Below are 17,990 nucleotides of genomic sequence, written 5' to 3' on the forward strand. Positions count from 1 at the left end.
CGGCGCGGCTGTGCCGCGCCGCGCTCCACGGCGAGGGTTCTATGGACCAGATTCTCGAAAACTACTTCAATGCCCCGGTCATCGCTCAAGCTTTGCCGGAGGTTTTTGCCGGCTTCATCGTAACGGTCGAAGTGGCCGTCTGCGTGATCGTCATCGGCGTCCTTACCGGGCTTGGCCTTGCGCTGTTGCGTTGCACCAACAATCGGCCTCTCAACGGGCTGGTGACGGCCTATGTCGAGGTATTTCGCACGCTCCCGCAACTTGTCATCATCATCTTCATCTATTTTGGCCTGCCCTATCTCGGGCTGACCTTCTCGCCATTCTTCGCGACGGCGCTTGCGCTTGCTGCGGTCCTTGCCGCCTTTTCCGCGGAAATCTTCTGGGCAACGATCATGGCGGTTTCCAAGGGCCAATGGGAGGCCGCGTCGGCACTCGGCATTTCCCGTGCCCTGACGCTCCGCTTGGTCATCCTGCCGCAATCGATCCGGCTCGCCATCCCTTTGATTACCAACCGCTCGATCGCCATCACAAAAGGCACGGCGCTTGGTGCAGCGGTCTCCCTTCCCGAGGCGCTCGGCAGCGCCCAGAGCGCCATGTCCATTTACGCCAACCCGTCACCGCTGACGTTGGCGGCCGCCTTCTATCTGGCTTTCTTCATCCCGCTCGTTTTCCTGAGCCGTGTGATGGAAAAGCGCTATGCACATGCGCATTGAGGAGTGGCCGTGGATCTTTTCATCCAGAATTTCGCAAGTTTTCAGTCCTTCCTGCTGATTTATCCGCTGCTGCTGCAGGGACTTGAAGTCACGGTCCTGCTGGCGCTTGTCTCACTGCCCTTGTCAGTGCTTTCGGGCCTCGGCGTGGCGATGATCTACAGCTTCGGCGGACCGCTCATACAACGGCTGGTCGTGATGTTCATCGATCTGCTGCGGTCTTTTCCGGTCCTCGTCCTGTTGATCCTGATCTTCTACAGCCTGCCGTTTTTCGGGCTGACGCTCGGCAATTTCACTGCCGTCGTCGTGGCGCTGATCATCAACAATACCGGCTATTTCGGCGAGATCTTTCGCGCCGGTCTCCAGTCTATCCCCAAGGGCCAGCACGAAGCGGCAGCAGCGCTCGGCCTTCATCGTTTCCACACGATTATGCTCGTGATCCTTCCCCAGGTCCTACGCAAGGTTCTGGCCCCGCTCGCCAGCAATTCCCTGGAACTTGTCAAGACGACCTCGATCGCCTCGATGGTGGCACTTCCTGAATTGCTGCGTTCAGCCCGTGTCGCGCAGGAGCAGACCTACAATCCGACACCGCTGACCGCGGCAGCAGTGATCTTCTTCGTCATGTTGTGGCCCTTCTCCCACTGGGTATCGCGCATGGAGAGACGCGCCATCATCGGGAGCAATCGGAGATGAGCATCGTCATTACCGGCGGCACGGGTTTCGTCGGCCTGGCCGTGACCGAGGCTCTCGGACAGGCTGATGAGGCCGTCGTGCTCTTTGGACGCGAAGCGGTTCCTGCAGCGTTTGGCGGCGTGTTTGGGAATATCAAGTTCGTTGCCGGCGACATTACCAGCGCCGCCGACATCGATCACCTCGTTGGCACCGAGGCTGTAAAGGCGGTCATCCATCTGGCGGCCGTTACGCCGGATCGTCAGGCAGAAATGGCCGATCCCGCCGGCGTGATCGCGGTCAATGTCGGCGGAACGGCCAATCTCATGCACGCCCTTTCCGGTCTTTCGCCACGGCCACGCCTCATCCTGGCAAGCAGCGTCGCCGTCTATGGAGTGGCAAGACCGGAGGGAGGTACCTATCAGGAAGATGAATCCCGCCCGTCGCCGGTCAGCCTCTACGGCATTACGAAGCTCGCCGCCGAAGCGACAGCCATGCGACTTGCAGACCTCTACGGGATTGATCTGACGATCGTCCGGCTCGGCCCTGTCTATGGTCCGTGGGAATACAAGACCGGTCTGCGCCCTGTCCTGAGCCCGCATGGCCAGGTTGTCGATCTCTGGCGGGAAGGAGAAAATGTCGTTCTGCCACGGCCCTTGACGGGCGACTGGCTCTATAGTCGCGATGCCGGGGCCGGCATTGCTGCCCTTCTCCGGCAGAAGGAATTGAACCACACCATCTACAATCTCGGCGGCGGGCAGGTCACGAGCGTGGCCGAATGGTGCGATGCGTTGCAAGGCCTTCCCGATGCGCGCGGCTGGCGCATTGCCAATGGCGGCGAAGTGGCGAACCTGACATTCGGCCTCGCCGCGGACCGAGCGCCTCTTTCGATCGACCGGCTCTTGTCGGATACGGGTTTCCAACCACGGTTCGCCGGCCGGCATGCTGCTGAAGACTACATCAAATGGCAATCCTCCCTCCGGACAGAAAAATCATAGGACGGACAGCGATCATGCGCCTGAAGAACAAGACCGCCATCATAACCGGCGCTTCCTCCGGTATTGGCCGTGCTATTGCTGTCCGCTTCATGGAGGAAGGCGCCAATGTTGTCGCCGTGGATATTTCGACGGCGGTTGTCGAAGGTGGCGCGCCTGTGATCGAAGTGCTGAGCGCAATTGGTCCGAATGCTATCTTCATCCAAGGAGACGTCGCGCGCTCCGAGGACGTTTCGCATGTCTTTGCAGAAGCCCAGGCGCGTTTCGGAAGGCTCGACATCCTCGTCAACAACGCCGCCATTCACGTGCCGAAACCGCTCGCCGAAACGGAGGAGACAGAGTGGGACCGGGTCATGGACGTGAACCTGAAGGGCGCCTTTCTTTGCAGCCGTGCGGCCGTGCGGATCATGCTTCAGCAGGAGATCGTCGCCGAAACGCGTGGCAGGATCGTCAATATTTCCTCGCAGCACGGCATGGTTTCTGCGCCGGGTGATTTCGCCTATGGTGTCAGCAAGGCCGGCCTCGTCTACATGACGAAACAGATTGCCGCTGATTACGCCGCCGCCAACATCATCTGCAACGCAGTCGCGCCAGGTAAGATATTGACCGGGAAATCGGGCCGGGCAATCCTGCCGGAGATGCTGGAATATTCGCACAAACGGACGCCGATGCCGCGCTTGGGTAGACCCACCGATGTCGCAAGCGCTGCGCTGTTTTTGGCGAGCGATGAAGCGTCCTATATTACCGGTCACAACCTTTTGGTTGACGGTGGCTGGATGGCTGCCTGACACAGGAGGTTATATCGATAACAGCTTCCCCCAGCTGCTCTGCGATATCCGACGGCGCAGCGCGGCCGAAACTTCGCGATCGTGCTTGCGATCGCCCTCGCTTCCTCCGCATCGAGTTCGACGTCTGGGCTTGAGGTCGCTTACGCGGGGCGCGCGCGCCTGACGATCTTATGAGCGTTTGCCTCCAGCAGCGGTGATGACGCCGACGATGATGAGGCCGGTGAGCAGCAGGCGCACGCCGGCGCTGACGCCGAATGTGTTGAGCATGGTGAGCAGAAGCACGAGGAAAAGGGCGGCCCCCCAGATGCCGGGAATATTGGCCTTTCCGCCCGCGACCGAGGTGCCGCCGATGACGACGACGGCGATCGAGGAAAGCAGATATTCATTGCCGATATCGACATTTGCGCCGCGAAAATAGCCGGCAAGCAGCGCCCCGTTCAGACCGCCGAGCGTGCCCGAGAGTGTATAGGTGAGAAAACGGATGCGCCCGACAGGAACACCGGCAAGCCAGGCGGCGCGGATATTCTGCCCGATCGCCAGCACCGAGCGCCCGTAGATCATCCTCTGGAGCGCAATGCCGGCGCCCAAGGTGAACAGGATGGTGACAAGGGCCAGTACAGGAACGCCGAGAATCTGCAGGTTGGTGAATTCCGCAAAACCCGGCGGTGGCTTGATCTGCAGGCCGCGGCCATAGCTGATGTCGATAGACTGGATGATGAAGCTTGCCGAGAGCGTGGCTATGATCGGCGGAATGCGCAGCGCCCAGATCAGCAGGTAATTGGCAGCGCCGACCGCAGCACCGCTGGCGAGCGCCGCAAGCAGGCCGATTGCGATCATGCTGTCCTGCCCGTCCATGGTCTTCATCGCGACGGCGCTGGCAAGCCCGATATTGGCCGGCAGCGAGAGATCGACATTGCCAGGGCCGAGCGTGATGACGAACATCTGCCCTGTACCGACGATGACCATGAAGACGGCGAGCGAGAAGGCGGCCGTCAGCATGCCGCCGGCGCCGTAGCCGCCGGTAAACGCGATAGTGGCGAGCCAGGCGGCGAGAGCGCCGATGAAGGACCAGATCCAAGGTTTTGCGGCGAGCGCCTTCAATTGCGCCATGTCATGCCTCCTTGCGGCTGATGAGCGCGCGTGCGGCAAGCACGATGATGAGGATCGCGCCATTCGCTGCCACCTGCCAGTCCGGCGGAATATGCATGAAGGTCAGGAGCGACGAGGCGGCGAGCGCCAGCGTCAGCGCGCCGATGACCGCGCCGATCGGCGACACGCGCCCGCCCATGAATTCGCCGCCACCGAGAATGACGCCGGCGATCGACAGCAGCGTATAGCCATTGCCGATATTGGCATCGCCCGACGAGGTAATGCCGATCAGCGTCATGCCCGAGAGCACGCCGAAGCTTCCGGCCAAGGCAAAGAGCGTGATCTTGGTGTGCAAGAGCGACCAGCCGGCCCGCGCTAGCGCTGCCGGATTGCCGCCCGAGCCGCGCAGAATGACGCCGTACGAGGTGCGCATCAGGCCGAAATAGACGACGGCGGCTATGACGATCGCGGCGACGATCGGAAAAGGAATGAAGGGCGGCTTGAAGGACGTGATCGCCTGCAGCCAGTCAGGCGCCTTGCCACCGGGTTTGGGCAGCACGAGGATCGCCAACCCCTGCCAGACGAAACTCATGCCGAGCGTCACGACGATCGACGGCAGGTTGCGCAGGTGGATCAGGGCGCCGAGCAGCGCATAGACACCAATCGAACCAAGTAGCACGACGATGCCGAGCAGCGGCGCGTCTCGCAGCCAGGTGGCGGTGACGCAGCCGACGAAACCGACGAAGGTGCCGATCGAAAGATCGAGCTCGTTGCCGGCGATGACGAACATCTGCGCGATGGTGGCGAGCGCAATCGGGATCGCGAGGTTCAGCATCAGGCTGAAGCCGAAATAGGAGATGGCGCGCGGATTGAGCCAGGCGATCGCAATCAGCACCAGAACGAGCGAGAGCGCCGGCAGCATGGCGCGCAGGGTGCGTGCCCTTCTGGCGCTGCTGCGGGCCGGGCGCATGAGGGAATTGTTCAGCGAAACGAATGTCATCTCAGCTTGCCTCGACGAAGGAGGATTGGATGATCTTCTCCTCGGTCAGCTCGTCGCGCGTGAGGTTGGCGACGATGCGGCCGTTCTTGAAGACGTAGACATGGTGACAATTGTCGAGCTCTTCCGTCTCGGTCGTATACCAGATGAAGGTGCGGCCATTGGCGGCCTCCTGGCGGATGAGATCGTAGACTTCGAGCTTGGTGCCGATATCGACGCCGCGCATCGGATCGTCCATTAGAATGATCTCGGCATCGGAGCCGAGCGCACGGGCAAAGAGCGCCTTCTGCTGGTTGCCGCCCGAAAGCGACAGGATGTTGTTGTTCATGTCGGGCGTGCGGATGCCGATCCGGCGCTTCCACGCATCGGCAAGCTCGGCCTCGCGCTTTTGCGAGATGAGCAGGCCGGCACGCAGCCGCTTCAGCGACCGGATGCCGATATTCTCTGCGATCGACCATTGCGGGAAGATGCCGTCGGACTGCCGGTCGCCGGCAACAAGCGCCACCGGTGCTGTCACCTCGATGCCGATCTTGCTGCGGCGCGCGGCATTGAAGATCGCCAGCAACAGATCGGTCTGGCCGTGGCCGGCAAGCCCGGCAAGGCCGATGATGGAACCTGATTGGGCAACGAGCTCGGCGCCATCGCCCTGACGTGCCGGTCGTGCCCGCACGCGCGGCGCACCTGTCGGCTTGGCGGCGACGGCTTGCGTTGCGCCTTTCTCACGATGGGCGGCCCCACCCATTGTCGCGACCAGCCGGTCGCGGTCATAGGCACGAGCCGCATCGGCGGCCACGACCTTGCCGTCGCGCATGACGACGATGCGGTCGGCATTCTGCAGCACCTCGCCAAGCACATGCGAAATCAGGATGCAGCTGCCGCCGGCCGCAACGAAGCGCCGGACGAAGGCGAGCAGCTGGCCAGCGGTATGGGCATCGAGCGAAGAGGTCGGCTCGTCAAGGATGACGAGGTTCAGCGGATCCTCCGTCACCGTGAAGGCGCGGGCGACCTCCACCATCTGCCGCCGCCCGATCGACAGATCCGCGATGATATCGGAGGCATCGATGCCGTGCTCGGGAAAGATCTCGTCGAGCTTGGCGCTAATCAGTTCGGCGGCACGCCCGTGCCAGCCGAAACCACGCAGTGACGGATGGTTGATGCGGGTATTCTCTGCAACGGAAAGATTGGGACAGAGCGACAGTTCCTGGAAGACGCAGCGGATGCCGAACCTCTGGGCGCGGATGACCGAATAGTTCTCCGTGACCGCCTTGCCGATCGTCATGCTGCCGCGGTCGAGCACCAGCGTTCCCGCCAGCATGTTCATCAGCGTCGACTTGCCGGCGCCGTTATGGCCGACGAGCCCGACGCATTCGCCGGCGCGAACGTCGAAATCGACGCCATCAAGCGCCCTCACGGCGCCGAAATGTTTTTCGGCGCCGCTGAGGCTGACGATGATCCGGGTGGCCACAGCCTGCACCGGCGTGATCATCACTTGATATTGGCCTTAATGGCTTCGATGGCATCGGCTTGCGTATATTCCTTAGTGGCAACGCTGCCGACGGGAATATCCGTCAGATGCTTCTCGAAATCATCCTGCGTAAACGCGAGATAAGGCACCAGGAGATCGTGTGGGATGTCCGTGCGGCCGTCGAGCACCTGCTGGGCGACCCAGAAGGCGAGCGTCGAGACACCGGGCGCGATCGAGGCGGACCAGGTCTTGTAACCGTCCTTGGCCTTCTGCTCCTTCCACCATTGCAGCTCGTCCTGACGGTTTCCCATGATGATGGTGGGGCGCGGCTTGCCGGCAGCGGCAAAGGCCTGAGCCGCGCCGTAGCCGTCGCCGCCCTGGGTGACGACGCCGACGATATCGGGCAGCGAGGGGAGAACGGTCGCGACTGCTTTTTGCGCCGTCGTCTGGTCCCAGTTGCCGGTAACCGAATTGACAATCTTGAATTCGGGATGAGCGGCAACGGCTTCGATCAGGCCCTTGTGGATGGAATCGTCGATCGAGGTACCGGCAAGGCCGCGGATTTCCAAGAGGTTCCCGCCTTCTGGATGAAACGCCTTCATCTGCGCGATTTCCTGTTTGCCCATATCCTCGAAATCAACGACGACGCGATAGGCGCAAGGCTCGTTGACGATACCATCAAAGGAGACGACGACGATGCCTGCTTCGCAGGCTTGCTTGACGGCACCATTCAGCGCATCCGGCGAAGCGGCGTTGATGACGATCGCGTCATAGCCCTGCAGTATGAGGTTCTGGATCTGGGCGGCCTGGGTTGGCACTTCCTGGTCGGCCGTGGTGAAGACGTCGGCCGCGCCCACGATCTTGTCGGCGACGGCCTTCTTGGTCACGATGTCATAGCTCTTGAGCATCGCCTGGCGCCAGGAATTGCCAGCATAATTGTTCGAGAAGGCGATTTTCTTGCCGCTCGTGTCGGCAAAGGCCGTGCCCGATGCGAGCAGTGCGGCAAGGCTGGCAAGTACGAAGACTTTACGCATTTCAATCCTCCCTAAGTTGTTTGGCCTTGAGTGAAAGGCTTTCACCCGGCGCCGGTCATTCTCCGGCAATCCGTCGATCGGATGCTTGGACATCCATGGCGCCGATCCTCCATCGGCAGCCACTCCTGCTAGCCGGTTTCCCGGATGTCAGAACAGTCTTAACCCCGGGACGCGCACCCTCAGCCGGTGCAGCGAACTCGAGGCGGTAATATACAGGCTCTTCAGATCCTCGTCACCGAAGGCGAAATTGGCGGTCGGCTCCGGCGTGCGGATAAGGCCGAGCATATGGCCCGAAGGATCGAAGACATGGATGCCGCCCGGCCCGCAGCAATAGACATTGCCGCAGCTGTCGATCTTCATGCCGTCAGGCGCACCCGGCGCCTCTCCTTTCGTCTCGGCCCAGACCGCCCCGCCCGTGAGCTCGCCCTGCGGCGAGATGGCAAAAACCCGGATATGCTGGCGCTCGGTGTCGTTGACGAAGAGGCGCGATTCATCGAGTGAGAAGCAGAGCCCGTTCGGCTGGGCGAAATCATCCACCAACAGCGTCAGGTTGGAACCGTCGGGATCGACGCGGTAGACGCCCTGAAAGGAGAGATCCTGCGGCCGTGGCACGCCATAGTATTCCATCCGCCCATAGGTCGGATCGGTGAAATAGATCGCGCCGCCGGTCGCAACGACGATGTCGTTCGGGCTGTTGAGTTCCTTGCCCTTGTAGTGTGTGGCGATGACACTCGTCGAACCGTCGCGCTCGAGCCTCGTGACGCGGCTCATCGCATGTTCACAGGTGAGCAAACGCCCTTCGCGGTCCAGCGTATTGCCGTTCGCCTTGTTGCTCGGTCGGCGAAAATCCTCGACCGCGCCGGAACGCCGGCGGATATACATGCGGTCTTCGGGCATGTCGCTGAAGACAAGCCATTTCTCGTAAGGATGCCAGACGGGACCTTCGGTGAAGCCGAGACCGCTTGCCAAGGTCTCCAGCGCCCCGTCGCCGACCACGTCCGCAAATCCCGGATTGCGGGTGCTCCTCGCCATGGCTCAGCTCTTCGAGGATTGGACGGATTTTCCGCCGACGAACCAGTCGGATGCCAGGACGTCCTCGAAGACGACCCAGATCGCCTCCTTCGGCAGTTCGGCCAGTTCGCTGACGGCGGCGGTGACGCGCCGCGCGATCTCGTCCTTGCGCTCCTGGGAATGGCCTTTGAGAATCTGGATGTTGACGAAGGGCATCGCGTGTTCTCCCATCTGCTTTTTATTGCTTGTGCCCGAGTTAGCCACGGATGGACGGGCTCGGCTACGTTTGAAGACGCAGATTTGAATGTGCAAACACACACTCGGATCTTCAGAGCTCCTTCGGCGGCGAAGCCTGGTCGATCCAGGCGTCGAGGCTCTCCTGCGCGCGCCTCAGCGCATCGACATTGATAAGGCCGCGGGCAAAGGCCAGATAGATCGCCCGCGTGCGGGAATTGAAGAGCGAACCCTCGCCCGCCCCGTCCTCGGGCATGACGACGCCGAGCTTTTCGTAGAGATGGCGGATGCGCGCCTGCGCGCCGCGGGTAGAGAGGCCGCGGCGGGCGGCGATCGCCTTGTCCGTCAGCCCGAGCGCGACATCGATCAGGCTCTCATATTCGCTGTCTGTAATGCCCTCCAGGCGATCCTGCACGCGATGCTGGATGCCGCGCACCTCCCGGTCGATGATGCAGTGCCCCTCGGCGAAGACGCCGCGCAGGGCCGAGCGCATGCCCTCCTCCGAGGCCGATTTCAGCACATAGCCGTAGACGGTGCCCGGCGGCACGATACGGGCAACCCCGCGCACGTAGGATTCATCGGCGAAATTCGACCAGAAAAGGATGTGGGTATTGGCCCGTCGGCTCCAGATGGATCGCGCCACTTCGATGCCTGTCGCTTTCGGCAATTGCAGATCGAGCACCACATAGGGCGGCTCGCGGCGTCGCGCGAGATCGATTGCGACGTCGCCGCTGCCTGCCTCGATCACCTCGACATCACCCGGCCACAGATGCTCGATCGTGGCGCGCACGAATGCGCGATGCAACCCGTCATCCTCGGCAATCATCACCAGCATGTCAGAGCCTCCCCGCGGCGTTGGCTGCAGCGACCGCAGCGTCCGGCGGCAGCGTGCCGGCACTTATCGTCTCACCAGCAAGTGGCACGTCGATTGCCACGCGCGTACCGCCCTTGCGGCTGGAGCGGCCGATGCGAAGCTGCGCACCGATCAGCGCCGCCCGCGTGTGCATATGGCCGATGCCGCCGCTCGCCTGCGGGTCGGCCTGGACGCAACCTGACCCGTCGTCGGTGACAACAATCTTCAGCAGCGACGGCGTCGATTCGATGCGCACCTCGATGCGCCGCGGCATTGCGTGCTTGACGGCATTGTTGATCGCCTCCTGGGCGATGCGGTAGATCGCCGTCAGCGTGCGCTCCGACAGCATGTCGGCGGCGCCTTCGCTGGTATCCTGGATCCGCACCGCAATCGAAGGCGTTGCCCGGCTGACGCTGCGGTTGAGATGCGCCTCTATGGCATCGCGCAAGCCGAAGAGCTCGAGCACGCTCGGCCGCATATCGTCGACGATGTGGCGCAGTTCCGTCAGGCAGTTGACGACTTCCCGCTCGAGATCCGCAAGCTGGCTGACGCCGGCCATGCCACGGCGATGCAGCGCAGAGACCTGGCGCACGACACGGGCAAGATCGGCGAGTGTCTGGTCGTGCAGGTCCATGGCGATGCGCCGCCGCTCCTGCTCCATGCCTTCGGTCAGCCGAGATGCGCCGACGCGCAGGATCTCTTCGCGATTGCGCGCATCGCTTTCTGCCATCATCGCCCGGCGTGCCTCCTCGCTCTGGATCAGCGCGAAGATATAGGGCGCAATGAATTCGGCGCAGTGCTGGGCGATCTCCAGATCGGCAGGCGTGTAGCAGCCGGGCTCGTGCCTGCTGATGTTGAGGGCGCCGATGATCTCGCCCCTTGCCCGCATCGGCACGACGATGCGGCTGCGTAACTTGGCGGTAAAGATCGGCTCGTCTATTGCGCCCGTGAAATGAAAGCGCTCATCTCCGAGCGCATCATCGCTTAAGAGATATGGCAGCTCGCCTCTGAGCACCGCCCGCACCGGGCTAAGTTCGACCGGCGGTGGACTGAGCGCCAGTTCGCTCCAGCTTGTCTGATAACCTGTCTCGTAGCAAATGTGGCTCCGCCCGCCGTTCAATAGAACGGCGACATCGATATGGTCATGCGGCAGCAACTTGAAGATCTCTGTTGCCGTTGCCCGAAACGCTGCTCCCGTCTCGGTATGTCCAGCAAAGGCACGCGAGATCGCGAGCATCCGGTCGAACAGCTCGGCATCGTGTCTGATCATCGTCACTCCTCCGACAATCGCGCTCCTCCTCGAAGCAAAGCATTAATGCCATGTTCCTCCGGCGATGACACTATTCGCGATCGTCCCTGCCGACACAAGCTGCTTTCCAAGCAGGAGTTTCTGATCGGCAAAAGCTCTACACGCGCTTCCTGCAAAGAACATTCTCGCTCTCGATGACATTCACGACGCACATGAAATCGAAAAGAAATTCGTTCACCTTCACGCCGGCTTCGAACCCGAGTTGGCATTCGTCGCATCGGTGATACCACAATTCCGACGCTTCGATGGTGGGGCGTGATCACAGGCAAGCATCGCGACGAAGAGTGATAAGGTAGGATCTTGCCACCCACAGAGACCGCGCCGACGCCAGCACGTATTCGAGACGTGGGGGATAAGCCGCCGCTCTCCGTCGAGATGACGTTCGATCGGGTCAACTTCCACACCCAAGATCTGCTGACAGCATTGGAAGAAACGAGCAACCAGGAATAGAATTTTTCGCGCCCCGCGTAGTCGCGCTAACCTTTTTTTAACCATCTCCATTGCAAAAAGGTTCACGAAATTGCCGGTCTACTTGAGTGCCCGGCAATAGCCCTAGCACACTGATTTCGTTCGGTTTCGTGGGGGCGACGGTCCTGCCATGATCGCAGGCACCCTCGTGGTTAGCCGTTAAATGTTCCGACATCGCCAGCTATGTTTGCCGGACGTGCTTAAGTCCGGGGGCTGGCTTATCCTCACGGGGCTTTAACATGGCCAGCATTTTGACCAACACGTCCGCTATGACAGCCCTCCAGACATTACGCGGCGTCAACGCCGGTCTCGAAAAGACGCAGCAGCAAGTCAGCTCGGGTCTAAGGGTTCAAAAAGCATCCGACAATGCGGCTTACTGGGCGATCTCTACGACGATGAGGTCGGACAACAGGGCTTTCTCAGCGGTATCTGACGCCATCGAATTGGGATCGGCCACAGTCAATACCGCCTATACCGCAACCTCGTCCATCGTCGATATCCTCAGCGAGTTCAAAGCCAAACTGGTTGCAGCCAAAGAGAATGGCGTCGACAAATCGAAAATCCAGGATGAGCTCGATCAACTAAACGCACAGGCCGAAACAACGGTGATCTCGGCGAGTTTTAGCGGCCAGAACTGGCTGAGCACCAATGCACCAACCCACCTGATGGAAACGATTGACCTCACAACCGACGTGGTCTCGTCATTCGTCCGATCAGAGAACGGAGCAGTGGCGGTTGCAACAAACAAGGTGAACCTCAAATCGACCAGCATGCTGAACGCTGGAGGAGGCGGCATTCTCCAGAAAGAGATCGGCGGTGTTGGGGACATCGGTGGGTTTCGGAGCACCGGCATCAATTCCGTGGCACATGAAGGCCACGAGAGCCACCTGTTCACTGGTCCAGCGACATTTGGTGCAACAGACTACATCACATTTGATCTGGTGGTCGACGCGGGGACCCACTCCGCGGGCGTCAGTTTCGCGGGATTGCGGATCGACAAGAGTGTCATAGATGTTGCTCTCGGCACCACGGATGGCACGATCCACGACGGCGCAGAGATGAGAAAGGTCTTGCAGAAGGTCTTCGCAGACAACTCGGTTCCCGCAACAGCCAACGAGACCATGTTCACAGGCTCACCTACGGCTCCAGGTGTCTTTGAAGTCGGCTCGCTTGAGACCTCGGGTCATCCAGGCTCCAGCATCGATATCTCCAACGTCATATCACATCTCGCAAGCACCTATCCCGCCGGTTTTGCCATGGGCCTCGAAAATCCGCCAAATGCCAACCACGACAACATGTACCCGGAAGCCTTCTTCGATTTCACCAAACCATTCACCGTCTCGCCGAAGTCCCAGATTTTCTTTGACGCACAGGTGGGACCGGGAGCTCCTCAATCCTTCACGATCGACCGGACGACGGTGGATGCGGCCCTTGGAACGACGGATGGCTTTATCGGCAATGCAGCCGACCTTGCGACTGTCATTGGGTTCGTCACAGCCGGACTGGGCCTGTCGATAGTCACCTCCGGCAACCGCCTGACTTTTTCGGCCGACCAGACGGTCTATCCCAACGCGGGAAATCGCGCGGCGCGCGTCATGGTCGGAAACGTCAGCTCAAATCCCACATGGGCATTGGAGTTCGATCTTGCGGAAGTCGATGTCACGTCGTCGAACTTCACGATCGACGAATATCTTGTCGGCATCGAATACATGCTGCACCGGTCAACGGCGAGCGGCAGTGTCCTTGGCTCTCTCAACAAGCGGCTCGACATGCAGTCGGATTTCGTAAGCCACCTGCAAGCCAGCATGACATCCGGGATCGGCCGTCTGGTGGATGCGGACATGGAGGAAGAATCTGCCAGGCTAGCAGCACAACAGACCCAGCAGCAGCTTGCCGTCCAGGCGCTTCAGATTGCAAACACGACCCCTGGCACAATCTTGCAGCTTTATTCAGGTCGATAGGCTCGTGTGGGGCACCATCGCGGCGTGCGAAAGTGGTGGGGAGCGTCGCCGTGACATCAAGGAGGTCGACATGGTCATAGGCGGGAATGCCCAATATCATGGAAAACCTCCTCGACACCCGGTTCAGACCGACAGCCGGACCCCGTTGAACCATGTTGCAGGCTGGGGGCCGCGTTTTCGCTCGAGAAGAGCAAGGATCATCGTGGCGGCCATGACAGCCCAGTGAACGATGCCGCTGGAGACGAGGACCACCAGCATGAAGGCCCAGCAGGTCGCCGCGCATGACAGTCCGCGGGCCACACCAAAGCGAAACACGTCGAGGTCGGCCTGCTTGCCGTAGGCCGCAAGCGGCGGCCTGCCATGGCACGCGTTCAGGAACCATTGCTTGCTCGGCGTCACCTGCCAGACGAAGGCAATCAGCAGCGCGGGCAGGATTGGTGCCAATGCGACGGTCTGGCTCCAGGCATTCAGCACGATGGCGGCAGGAACGAGTATGGTCCCGGCCACAATCCAGACGAGGAGATAGGCCAACACAAACGCACCGACAGCTCTTGGCCTGCGGCGGCTGAAACTGCGTCGCCAGACATGCAGCAATGGCCCGGCGAGCAGAGGCGGCATCATTGCCAGGATCATCGCGACCCAGGCCAACGCCGTCAAAAACAAACCTTTGTCTGCGAGGGCGACATCGACCTGGGTCGTCAGGCGGCCTGCCACCGAGGACGAGGAAAAGCAGAGGTCAGGCATGGCCGGCAAAACCTCTTTGCCCGTCATCACCATCCAGCCGAACAGCGTGGCGAGGAGAAGCGGCTTGGGAAGTCGTGTGATGAGACACCAAACGACGACGACGGGCCGCACCTTACTGCTCCTGTCGGTAGACGCTGATACGCCCGATGGAAATTCCTTCGCTTGTCACCCCCGGCACGGCCGAGACGAGTTTGACCGAAATCTCCTCTGCCAGTCCCTCTTGGGCAAAAGCGGCATCGATGATCCTGGTGATGTCGAAGGAGGCATTGATGCCGCTGCCGCCGGTCGGCCCTTCCCGCTTGCTTGCCTTGCTGACACCGAACATCGACAGGGTGCCGGCGAGATGCTCGGTATCGTCGGATGGATCGGCATCGCCGGGCAAGTTGACATAGACGTAAAACACCGCGGCGTCGGTCGGACTTTTGACGTTCTCAAGGTTGAGATAGACCTTGTCCGGTTCCTTCTGGACGCTGGGCGAGATCGACAAGGTGGTGGACAGCCGCTGCTGCTGGTCCTTGTCCAGCCGCACTTTTGTCTCGACGACGTCATCGCCAAGTTTGATCGTCCCGCTATTGGCTCCGAGGAGCTCTGCCTGTTTCGGTGGCGCCATTGACACAGCTCCTGCAACCTGGAATGCGACCTGCGGCGTTGCTCCGAGCCGCTGGAGGCGAGCGGCCACCACGCTCGTCAGGTCCTCGCCGGCCGGCTCGTCATCATAGATATAGTTGAGCGACGGCGATTGTGTATCGAGGACGTCCTGCGCCTTGAAATTATAGATCGTGCCATCGACGGCAGGCATCGCAAATTCTCGATCCTGTGGCCCATCGAGCCAGTCCGGGTCAATCGGATTGGCAAACACATCCGCACTGTCGTTCGGACGGCGCTTCTGGCGCAACCAGACATTCCAAAGGCGGTCGATATTGGCATGATGCAGCCAGAAGATGGGATCGAGGGCGGCGGTGTCGGGGTTGGTCATCCAGCCGATTTCCAGGGGATCCTGACTGAGGCCGTTGCCCTTGAAGCCGCCGCCGACGAGAACATGGACGGGGCCGTGGGGTTGGGTTTCGAGCACGCCGAAGGTGCCGTCATTGCTTTCGTCGCCATGCCAGAAGGGCGTCTTGACGCCCCCGAAGCCTGGCGAACCGCCACCGGCCGAGCCTTCGAAAAACCGTTCGGCGAGCGGGTCGGTGATGGTAACGGCGCGGGGGTCTAGCACGATTGGCGATTGCACCTGGGGTACTTGCCCCGTACCGTAACGCTGCGCCACAAAGAGGAAGTTGCGCTGACCGCCGACAAGCTTGTCCGTCGCGAAGGCGGGCGGCAATTCGCGACTGCGCGCATCGGCCGAATAATTCCAGTAGGGGAGCGCCCAATCCTTCGGGCCACCCAGGTCGATAATGGCGTTGCGGATGATACGCTCGAAGGCAAGCAGATAACCTCTGTGCCAGGGAAGGAAATACCAGGTCAGATGCTGGCACTGCCGCCAAAGCGCTGTCTGCGCCGGGCCGGCCGGCAAAGTTGCGCCAGCCGGGATGATGTTGAAACCGCGCCAGATCGGTTCGTCGATGCCGTGCATGGCGGCAAGCGACCACCAGCTCGTGACATCGGAAAATGGCAGTCCCTGAAGACGCTCGACGGCACGGCCATACCAAAGTAACGTTTGATCGCCACTTGGTAGCTTCCAAACATCTTTGCGAACAAACATCATGACCTCCCCCGATTAGGCATTATTCTGGTAGAGTTTTAGGATGTGCTTGGATTATACATGCGGGATGCGGCATTACAATGTTAAATCGCAATCCACTCAGATATTCTATAATAACGCGCATTGGAGCGCGCAAAAAGCCGAATGCCGGGCCGTGACGGCCCGTCATCCGCGCATAAAACTATGCTGACGTCGCGGCCGGCTATAAAGCGATTTTCTCGCGGGTGTCCGGCACGGAATAGCGTTTCATCGGAATGGTCTTCCAGCCCTTGAGGGCTGCCGTGGCATTGCGAAGAGTTTCCTCCTCGCCTTCGACGAGAAGCGACGAGGCCTGTTCGTCCACGACAGTCGCACCGGCGCGGCCAAGCTTTTCGGCCGCTTCCTTGGAGGACGGCGCAGTAGCGCTTTCCTTGCGCAATATGACCTGTTGCATCATCATGTCGCTCATGATCATCCTAACTCGGAAGTCCAAAGCCTTCGTAATCGCGCCCGAAGCCCAAGGGGGTCGCAGCGCCAAACAAGCGGTCCCTGAGCGCCGTACTGCGCTCTGCACCATGTAATGCCAATATAGTGGCTTCCGAGGACAAAAGAAAGGCTGCGTATCCGGCCACAGCGGGGCTTGCCATGGATGTTCCGTTCATCGGCCCGAACCGCCCTCCCGGCAACGTGGAGACGATACCGACACCCGGCCCTGTCAGATCGATCTGCGGCCCGAAATTGGAGAAGGCGCCGAGGAAGGTACTGTTCGAGCCATAGGGTTTGGCGATGTCTCCGACTTCCGAGGAGGTCGTGGGAAAGCTGTCAGACCAGCCCATTGCCGAGACGGCCACACAAAACGGCAGGGCTCCCGGAAAGCTGACAGGTTTGCGGCCATCATTGCCGGCAGCGGCAATCACCAGCACGCCGTTGTCGAGCGCCGAGCCGATTGCCGCGCGAACGGCTTCATCCTCACTTGCGCCACCGAGGCTAAGATTGATGATATGGCAGCCGTCCTGCACCGCCCGGTCGATGGCGTTCATGATGTCGTAATTGGTTGCCCCGCCCCCGGTATGGGGAAAGACCCGGTAACTCCTCAGTGTCACGCCCGGGGCGACGCCGGCGAGATCAAGGGCTGCGGTCGGGCGCGCGCCCACGATGCCCGCTACATGCGTTCCATGCTCGCCGTCGGTAGCGGCCGGCCCCCAGTCGGCCACCTGGCCGGGATCGTCTCTCGTCTCGTCGAGCACCATGTTGGCACCGCCGGATACGTTGGGCAGCAGCGGGTGTTGCGGGTCGATGCCGCTGTCGACGATGCCAACGACGATCTGGTCGCCGGCGGTCAGGGGAAGGTTGGTACGGAAGCGCCGCAAAGCCAGGGATTGCCCGGCCAGATCGATCGCCTGCAGGCGGATCACCGCATTTTGCGACAAGCTAAAGCTTTTCTCGAAATATCCCCACCATCCGGCGGGACCGTAGACATAGACCCGTTCCAGCGTTGTGCCGGTTGCAATCCGCAGCGCCACCTTGCCGTCGGCACCGCTGCGGCCTTCGTCGCCTGCCCTGTTGCGGAAATTGGTGAAGGCCACAACCCGGGCGTTTTCAACCGGATTGCCCCCGTCGTCCTCGACCCTCAGCACGGCTGCCTGTACACCGGCAGCCGAAACCGCCTCGCTGGGCTGCCGCTCGATGTCGAAGACCACGCGCATCTTTTCGTATCTGACGAGCGGGACGATCTTCAGTGACGGTTCCTGAAGACGCAGGTTGAGTTCGGCCTCGGGCGACATTTCGACCAGTTTCGGGCCATCGACGCTGACCGAGTCGATTACATTGACGTCAGCCGCAACGGCCCGTGCCGTGGCGAGCCCACCGGCGCCCCGGGCGACCAGCGGAATTGTTGCTCGCAAGGCGGCCGCTTGCGCCAGGGCCGGGGACCGAAAACCGTGGGCCGGGAGCACGACATATTGCTTTTGCATCGACGA

At 61.1% G+C, this 17,990-nt stretch carries 17 protein-coding genes; 5 read left to right on the forward strand and 12 right to left on the reverse strand.

The window, feature by feature from the left end; translation table 11 throughout:
* The first annotated feature begins 41 nt into the window (after positions 1–41).
* From AB8B33_RS32780 to AB8B33_RS32795, 4 genes are read left to right on the forward strand one after another with little or no spacing between them, the layout of a single operon-like run.
* Positions 42–713, forward strand: a complete 672-nt coding sequence (locus AB8B33_RS32780) for an amino acid ABC transporter permease (protein ID WP_439018563.1) — start codon at positions 42–44, stop codon at positions 711–713.
* A gap of 9 nt (positions 714–722) precedes the next feature.
* Positions 723–1,403 (forward strand): amino acid ABC transporter permease, encoded by a 681-nt coding sequence (locus AB8B33_RS32785; RefSeq protein WP_439018564.1) that lies wholly within the window; start codon positions 723–725, stop codon positions 1,401–1,403.
* Entirely contained in the window at positions 1,400–2,377 is a 978-nt protein-coding gene (locus AB8B33_RS32790) for an NAD-dependent epimerase/dehydratase family protein (RefSeq protein ID WP_439018565.1), read from the forward strand. Before AB8B33_RS32785 ends, AB8B33_RS32790 begins: the two co-directional genes overlap by 4 nt.
* Positions 2,378–2,391: 14 nt before the next feature.
* The gene (locus tag AB8B33_RS32795) at positions 2,392–3,162 is read left to right on the forward strand and encodes an SDR family NAD(P)-dependent oxidoreductase (RefSeq protein ID WP_439018566.1); all 771 of its coding nucleotides are present in this window, start codon (positions 2,392–2,394) and stop codon (positions 3,160–3,162) included.
* A gap of 168 nt (positions 3,163–3,330) precedes the next feature.
* On the opposite strand, the gene AB8B33_RS32800 is transcribed toward AB8B33_RS32795, so the two are convergent.
* The 8 genes from AB8B33_RS32800 to AB8B33_RS32835 form a co-directional block, all read right to left on the reverse strand.
* Positions 3,331–4,272, reverse strand: coding sequence for an ABC transporter permease (locus AB8B33_RS32800; RefSeq protein WP_113321081.1), 942 nt, complete (start codon positions 4,270–4,272; stop codon positions 3,331–3,333).
* A gap of 1 nt (position 4,273) precedes the next feature.
* Entirely contained in the window at positions 4,274–5,251 is a 978-nt protein-coding gene (locus AB8B33_RS32805; protein WP_113321082.1) for an ABC transporter permease, read from the reverse strand.
* Between the two features lies 1 nt (position 5,252).
* Complete coding sequence (locus AB8B33_RS32810; protein ID WP_439018906.1) at positions 5,253–6,734, reverse strand: sugar ABC transporter ATP-binding protein; 1,482 nt, start codon at positions 6,732–6,734, stop codon at positions 5,253–5,255.
* Positions 6,734–7,747, reverse strand: a complete 1,014-nt coding sequence (locus AB8B33_RS32815) for a substrate-binding domain-containing protein (RefSeq protein ID WP_113321084.1) — start codon at positions 7,745–7,747, stop codon at positions 6,734–6,736. The genes AB8B33_RS32810 and AB8B33_RS32815 overlap by 1 nt, the downstream gene beginning before the upstream one ends.
* Before the next feature lie 147 nt (positions 7,748–7,894).
* Positions 7,895–8,779 carry an SMP-30/gluconolactonase/LRE family protein gene (locus tag AB8B33_RS32820; RefSeq protein ID WP_113321085.1) on the reverse strand — a complete coding sequence of 295 codons (885 nt, stop codon included), beginning with the start codon at positions 8,777–8,779 and terminating at the stop codon, positions 7,895–7,897.
* A 3-nt stretch (positions 8,780–8,782) separates the two neighbouring features.
* Entirely contained in the window at positions 8,783–8,974 is a 192-nt protein-coding gene (locus AB8B33_RS32825; protein ID WP_113321086.1) for a tautomerase family protein, read from the reverse strand.
* Positions 8,975–9,086: 112 nt separating this feature from the next.
* On the reverse strand, positions 9,087–9,827 hold the full coding sequence (locus AB8B33_RS32830) for a response regulator transcription factor (protein ID WP_439018567.1): 741 nt from the start codon (positions 9,825–9,827) through the stop codon (positions 9,087–9,089).
* 1 nt (position 9,828) lies between these two features.
* Complete coding sequence (locus AB8B33_RS32835; RefSeq protein ID WP_439018568.1) at positions 9,829–11,115, reverse strand: GAF domain-containing sensor histidine kinase; 1,287 nt, start codon at positions 11,113–11,115, stop codon at positions 9,829–9,831.
* 746 nt (positions 11,116–11,861) lie between these two features.
* Between AB8B33_RS32835 and AB8B33_RS32840 the strand changes: the two genes are divergently transcribed.
* On the forward strand, positions 11,862–13,583 hold the full coding sequence (locus AB8B33_RS32840) for a flagellin N-terminal helical domain-containing protein (protein ID WP_439018569.1): 1,722 nt from the start codon (positions 11,862–11,864) through the stop codon (positions 13,581–13,583).
* Positions 13,584–13,706: 123 nt separating this feature from the next.
* On the opposite strand, the gene AB8B33_RS32845 is transcribed toward AB8B33_RS32840, so the two are convergent.
* The 4 genes from AB8B33_RS32845 to AB8B33_RS32860 all read right to left on the reverse strand — a co-directional run bounded on the left by AB8B33_RS32845 (position 13,707) and on the right by AB8B33_RS32860 (position 17,984).
* Positions 13,707–14,438 (reverse strand): DUF2182 domain-containing protein, encoded by a 732-nt coding sequence (locus tag AB8B33_RS32845; RefSeq protein WP_439018570.1) that lies wholly within the window; start codon positions 14,436–14,438, stop codon positions 13,707–13,709.
* Between the two features lies 1 nt (position 14,439).
* Positions 14,440–16,032: a tyrosinase family protein gene (locus tag AB8B33_RS32850; protein ID WP_439018571.1), complete on the reverse strand. Its 1,593-nt coding sequence runs from the start codon at positions 16,030–16,032 to the stop codon at positions 14,440–14,442.
* 202 nt (positions 16,033–16,234) lie between these two features.
* Positions 16,235–16,480, reverse strand: a complete 246-nt coding sequence (locus AB8B33_RS32855; RefSeq protein ID WP_439018572.1) for a hypothetical protein — start codon at positions 16,478–16,480, stop codon at positions 16,235–16,237.
* Positions 16,481–16,487: 7 nt separating this feature from the next.
* Complete coding sequence (locus AB8B33_RS32860; protein ID WP_439018573.1) at positions 16,488–17,984, reverse strand: S8 family serine peptidase; 1,497 nt, start codon at positions 17,982–17,984, stop codon at positions 16,488–16,490.
* Between the last annotated feature and the right edge of the window lie 6 nt (positions 17,985–17,990).

It is taken from the genome of Rhizobium sp. 768_B6_N1_8 (genome assembly GCF_051811225.1).
In the GTDB taxonomy this organism is placed as follows: Bacteria; Pseudomonadota; Alphaproteobacteria; order Rhizobiales; family Rhizobiaceae; genus Rhizobium.

Bases quoted from the DNA above. Each gene is read 5' to 3' on its own strand.
- AB8B33_RS32780 (WP_439018563.1), top strand. From the start codon at position 42: ATGGACCAGATTCTCGAAAACTACTTCAATGCCCCGGTCATCGCTCAA.
- AB8B33_RS32790 (WP_439018565.1), top strand. From the start codon at position 1,400: ATGAGCATCGTCATTACCGGCGGCACGGGTTTCGTCGGCCTGGCCGTG.
- AB8B33_RS32795 (WP_439018566.1), top strand. From the start codon at position 2,392: ATGCGCCTGAAGAACAAGACCGCCATCATAACCGGCGCTTCCTCCGGT.
- AB8B33_RS32800 (WP_113321081.1), bottom strand. From the start codon at position 4,272: ATGGCGCAATTGAAGGCGCTCGCCGCAAAACCTTGGATCTGGTCCTTC.
- AB8B33_RS32805 (WP_113321082.1), bottom strand. From the start codon at position 5,251: ATGACATTCGTTTCGCTGAACAATTCCCTCATGCGCCCGGCCCGCAGC.
- AB8B33_RS32810 (WP_439018906.1), bottom strand. From the start codon at position 6,734: ATGATCACGCCGGTGCAGGCTGTGGCCACCCGGATCATCGTCAGCCTC.
- AB8B33_RS32815 (WP_113321084.1), bottom strand. From the start codon at position 7,747: ATGCGTAAAGTCTTCGTACTTGCCAGCCTTGCCGCACTGCTCGCATCG.
- AB8B33_RS32820 (WP_113321085.1), bottom strand. From the start codon at position 8,779: ATGGCGAGGAGCACCCGCAATCCGGGATTTGCGGACGTGGTCGGCGAC.
- AB8B33_RS32825 (WP_113321086.1), bottom strand. From the start codon at position 8,974: ATGCCCTTCGTCAACATCCAGATTCTCAAAGGCCATTCCCAGGAGCGC.
- AB8B33_RS32830 (WP_439018567.1), bottom strand. From the start codon at position 9,827: ATGCTGGTGATGATTGCCGAGGATGACGGGTTGCATCGCGCATTCGTG.
- AB8B33_RS32835 (WP_439018568.1), bottom strand. From the start codon at position 11,115: ATGATCAGACACGATGCCGAGCTGTTCGACCGGATGCTCGCGATCTCG.
- AB8B33_RS32840 (WP_439018569.1), top strand. From the start codon at position 11,862: ATGGCCAGCATTTTGACCAACACGTCCGCTATGACAGCCCTCCAGACA.
- AB8B33_RS32850 (WP_439018571.1), bottom strand. From the start codon at position 16,032: ATGTTTGTTCGCAAAGATGTTTGGAAGCTACCAAGTGGCGATCAAACG.
- AB8B33_RS32855 (WP_439018572.1), bottom strand. From the start codon at position 16,480: ATGAGCGACATGATGATGCAACAGGTCATATTGCGCAAGGAAAGCGCT.
- AB8B33_RS32860 (WP_439018573.1), bottom strand. From the start codon at position 17,984: ATGCAAAAGCAATATGTCGTGCTCCCGGCCCACGGTTTTCGGTCCCCG.